The organism is Oceanicola sp. S124, from assembly GCF_000220565.1.
Classification (GTDB): Bacteria; Pseudomonadota; Alphaproteobacteria; order Rhodobacterales; family Rhodobacteraceae; genus Pseudooceanicola.
Map to the genome: position 1 here is coordinate 1 of NZ_AFPM01000183.1, position 3,839 is coordinate 3,839.

Here is a 3,839-nt window from a genome sequence, read left to right on the forward strand (position 1 = left end):
GAGAGCACACATTCGAGGCAGGCCGAGGGCGCCGCGACCGCTGCGGGGCTGGTGTCTTGTAGTGCCGACGCGGCGCCGGCAGCGCCCAGGCGGCTGCTGGTGGTCGATGACAGCCGGTTGCAGCGGCGCATCCTCGTCTCGTCGCTTTCGGGCTGGGGCTACGAGCTGCGCGAGGTGGAAAGCGGTGACGCTGCGCTGGCGATTTGCCGCGACTGGGTGCCGGACCTGGTGATCAGCGACTGGATGATGCCCGGCATGGACGGCCTTCAGTTCTGCAAGGCCTTCCGCGCGCTCGAGCGCGAGACCTACGGGTACTTCATCCTGCTGACCTCGAAGAACGAAAAGTTCCACGCAGCCGAGGGGCTGGATGCCGGGGCCGACGACTTTCTGACCAAGCCGGTCAACAAGGCCGAGCTGCGGGCACGGCTGACGGCGGGCGAACGCATCCTCGACATGCAGCAGGAGCTGACCCGCAAGAACCGCATCATCCGCCAGACCCTGACCCGGCTGCAGGCGGCCCATGACGTGATCGACAGCGACCTGATCGAGGCGCGCAAGCTGCAACAGAGCCTCGTGCGCGAGCGTCACCGCGCCTTCACGCCGATGGAGGTCTCGCTGCTGCTGCGCCCGGCGGGGCGGGTCGGCGGTGACCTCGTGGGCTTCTACCCGATCAACGACGACTGCTTCGGCTGCTTCTCGATAGACGTGTCCGGCCATGGAATCAGCTCGGCGCTGATGACGGCGCGGCTGGCGGGCTACCTCTCGTCCGCGGTGCCCGAGCAGAACGTGGCGATCCGCCCGTTGCCGGGCGGCGGATACGCCCCGCGGCCTCCGGCCGAGGTGGTCGCCCATCTGAACGGCCTGGTGCTGGGCGAGATCACGACAGAGCATTACTTCACCATGGTTCTCGCCCACGTGGAGCTGGCGACGGGACGGATCACGCTGGTGCAGGCCGGCCATCCCCATCCGCTGCTGCATCGGGCCGATGGCGGGCTGGCCGAGGTGGGCATTCCCGGTGTGCCCGTGGGCCTGCTGCCCGATGCGACCTTCGAGCAGGCCGAGGTGACACTGGCGCCCGGCGACCGGCTGCTGATCGGCTCGGACGGCATCACCGAATGCCCTGACGCCGATGGCAAGCTGCTGGAAACAGAGGGTCTTTGCGAGATGATGCAGCACCTGCGGGGGACTTCCGGCACCGCCCTGCTGGAAAGCCTCGTCTGGCGGCTGGGCGACTATGCCGGGATGGAGGAGTTCCCCGACGATATTTCGGCGGTGCTGCTGGAATACCCCGGGCCGGGACGCGGCGCGCTCTAGCCCGGGCCCGATGCGCCGGGTGGCCTGGCGGAGGAGGGGCGGCCGTCCGGAGGGCCTAGAGGAACTGCCGCAGGATCTCCGCGTCGCCCTCGCTGGCCAGCAGCTCGGCGGCGGCGTCGGGGGCCATCCACAGGGCGCTGTGGTCGGGCTCGGCGGGATCCGAGAGGCGCATCACCGGGCGGGCCATGAAGATATGGCAGATCTTCTCGGCGAAGATGTCGTAGTCGGGCATCCAGACGAAGCGGCGGTAGGTGGCAATGCGGCGCGGGGCGGCGATGGTCCAGCCGGTTTCCTCCCAGACCTCGCGATGCAGGGCCTGCACGGCGCCTTCCCCCGGGTCGATACCGCCGCCGGGCAATTGCACCTCTGGTTCCGGGCTGGCCTGGAAGGTCAGCAGCAGCTTGCCGTCGCGCGGCAGGATCGCATAGGCGCCCGGCCGGGTGGTGTATTGCGTGTGGGGCAGGGGAGGCTTGCCGTATCGGCGCATGGAAGATCCTTGAAGCTGGCTTGCTTGCCCCTTACGTGGCACCGGGTTATGCCAAGAGCAAGCGGATAGGACCCTGCCATGACCCTCAGCTCCAAGATCGCCTGGGACGACACCGTTTTGCCGTTCCAACTGGACAATGCCGACATCCGCGGCCGCGTCGCGCGGCTGGACGGGGTATTGGACGGTATCCTGAAACAACACGACTACCCGCCCCAGGTCGAGGCGCTGGTGGCCGAGATGGCGCTGCTGACCGCGCTGATCGGCCAGACGATCAAGCTGCGCTGGAAACTTTCGCTGCAGATGCAGTCGAAGGGCGGCGCAGTGCGGATGATCGCCACCGACTACTACGGCCCGGCCGAGGACGGCGAGCCGGCGCGCATCCGCGCCTATGCCTCTTATGATGCTGACAAGATCCAGGGCAGCGATCCCTGGTCGCAACTGGGCGACGAGGGCTATTTCGCCATCCTGATCGACCAGGGCGCCGGGATGCAGCCCTACCAGGGGATCTCGCCGCTGACCGGTGGCAGCCTGCGCGCCTGTGCGGAAGCCTATTTCGCCCAGTCCGAGCAGATTCCGACCCGCTTCAGCCTGTCCTATGGCCTGTCGACCGAAGCCGGCGGCCACGAGCACTGGCGCGCCGGGGGCGTGATGCTGCAGATGATGCCGGAAGCCGGGATGCATGTCGCGGCCGAGGGCACCGGCGACAAGGGTCTGCTGCAGGCCTCGGACCTGGTCGAAGGCGACAGCGAAGAAAACTGGAACCGGGTGAACCTGCACCTCGACACGGTCGACCAGCTGGAACTCATCGGCCCTTCGATCGCGCCGACCGACCTGCTGGTGCGCCTGTTCCACGAGGAACAGCCCCGGGTCTTCGATGCCCAGCCGGTGAAGTTCGGCTGCTCGTGCTCGGAAGACAAGGTGCGGCAGTCGCTGTCGATCTACTCGTCCAAGGACATCGAGAAGATGACCACCGACGAGGGCACTGTCACCGCCGATTGCCAGTTCTGCGGGGCGCATTACGTGCTGGACCCGGCCACCGTGGGCTTCGAGGCCGAGGGCAAGGATGCCCTGGGCAACCTCGTGCCGCGCCAAGATGGCGCCTGAGTCCGATCCCTATGCAAGGATTTCCGCGGCGCTTCAGGGCGCCGCGGAGCCCACGTCGGATTTCGATCTGAACGGCGACCAGCACCTGCTGGCCAACGTCAAGATTCGTCCCGCCGGTGTGCTCTGCGCGCTGGAGGATATCGGCGGCCGCCCTCATGTCATCCTGACCAAGCGCTCGTCCCGGCTGAAGCATCACCCGGGCCAGATTGCCTTTCCCGGCGGCAAGGTCGATCCCGGCGATGCCGACGAGGTCGCCGCCGCGCTGCGCGAGGCGCGCGAGGAGATCGGCCTGCCCTCCGAGGCGGTCGAGGTGCTGGGCTGCCTGCCGCCGCACCGCACCGTCACCGCCTTCCAGGTCACGCCGGTGATCGCCCGTGTCACCCGCCCCTTCACCGTTGTCCCCGAGCCGGGCGAGGTCGAGGAGGTATTCCGCGTGCCGCTGGCGCATCTGCTTGATGTGGCGAACTATTCCGTCCAGTCCCGACGCTGGAACAAGGCCCGCCGCCACTACTACACCGTGCCCTTCGGCCCCTATTACATCTGGGGGGCCACCGCCCGGATGCTGCGGGTGCTGGCAGATACCCTGGGCCCGGCATGACCGGAGCGCCCCCCCGGATCGAGGGCGACTGGCTCGAGGCCGCGCCGACCCAGGCGGTCTGTCGCGCCCTGACCGGCGCCGGGCATCAGGCCTGGTTCGTCGGCGGCTGCGTGCGCGATGCCCTGCTGGGGCTGGCGGTCGGCGATATCGACATCTCGACCGATGCCTGGCCCGAAGAGGTGCTGCGCCTCGCCAGGGCCGCGGGGCTGAAGGCCGTGCCCACGGGGATCGAGCATGGCACGATCACCGTGGTTTCGGGCGGTGTCCCGCACGAGGTGACGACCTTCCGCCGCGACGTGGAAACCGATGGCCGCCGGGCAGTGGTGGCTTTGCCGA

At 68.4% G+C, this 3,839-nt stretch carries 4 protein-coding genes and 1 pseudogene; 4 read left to right on the forward strand and 1 reads right to left on the reverse strand.

Annotation, left to right across the window (positions count from 1 at the left end; genetic code table 11):
- The first annotated feature begins 99 nt into the window (after positions 1-99).
- Positions 100-1,314 carry a SpoIIE family protein phosphatase gene (locus tag OS124_RS0113005; RefSeq protein WP_083834631.1) on the forward strand — a complete coding sequence of 405 codons (1,215 nt, stop codon included), beginning with the start codon at positions 100-102 and terminating at the stop codon, positions 1,312-1,314.
- Positions 1,315-1,369: 55 nt separating this feature from the next.
- On the opposite strand, the gene OS124_RS0113010 is transcribed toward OS124_RS0113005, so the two are convergent.
- Positions 1,370-1,801 (reverse strand): NUDIX hydrolase, encoded by a 432-nt coding sequence (locus OS124_RS0113010; RefSeq protein WP_010140122.1) that lies wholly within the window; start codon positions 1,799-1,801, stop codon positions 1,370-1,372.
- Positions 1,802-1,879: 78 nt separating this feature from the next.
- Between OS124_RS0113010 and hslO the strand changes: the two genes are divergently transcribed.
- The 3 genes and pseudogenes from hslO to OS124_RS24605 all read left to right on the forward strand — a co-directional run.
- Positions 1,880-2,905 carry an Hsp33 family molecular chaperone HslO gene (gene hslO, locus OS124_RS0113015; protein ID WP_010140123.1) on the forward strand — a complete coding sequence of 342 codons (1,026 nt, stop codon included), beginning with the start codon at positions 1,880-1,882 and terminating at the stop codon, positions 2,903-2,905.
- A complete protein-coding gene (locus tag OS124_RS0113020; protein ID WP_010140124.1) occupies positions 2,865-3,503 on the forward strand; it encodes a CoA pyrophosphatase in 639 nt (212 codons plus the stop codon). Before hslO ends, OS124_RS0113020 begins: the two co-directional genes overlap by 41 nt.
- Positions 3,500-3,839, forward strand: a pseudogene (locus OS124_RS24605) (CCA tRNA nucleotidyltransferase); the annotation flags it as partial. The gene OS124_RS0113020 and the pseudogene OS124_RS24605, both read left to right, overlap by 4 nt.

What these genes read in the sequence shown, in the direction of transcription:
- OS124_RS0113010 (WP_010140122.1), bottom strand. Translation starts at nt 1,801, where the DNA reads ATGCGCCGATACGGCAAGCCTCCCCTGCCCCACACGCAATACACCACC.
- hslO (WP_010140123.1), top strand. Translation starts at nt 1,880, where the DNA reads ATGACCCTCAGCTCCAAGATCGCCTGGGACGACACCGTTTTGCCGTTC.
- OS124_RS0113020 (WP_010140124.1), top strand. Translation starts at nt 2,865, where the DNA reads ATGCCCTGGGCAACCTCGTGCCGCGCCAAGATGGCGCCTGAGTCCGAT.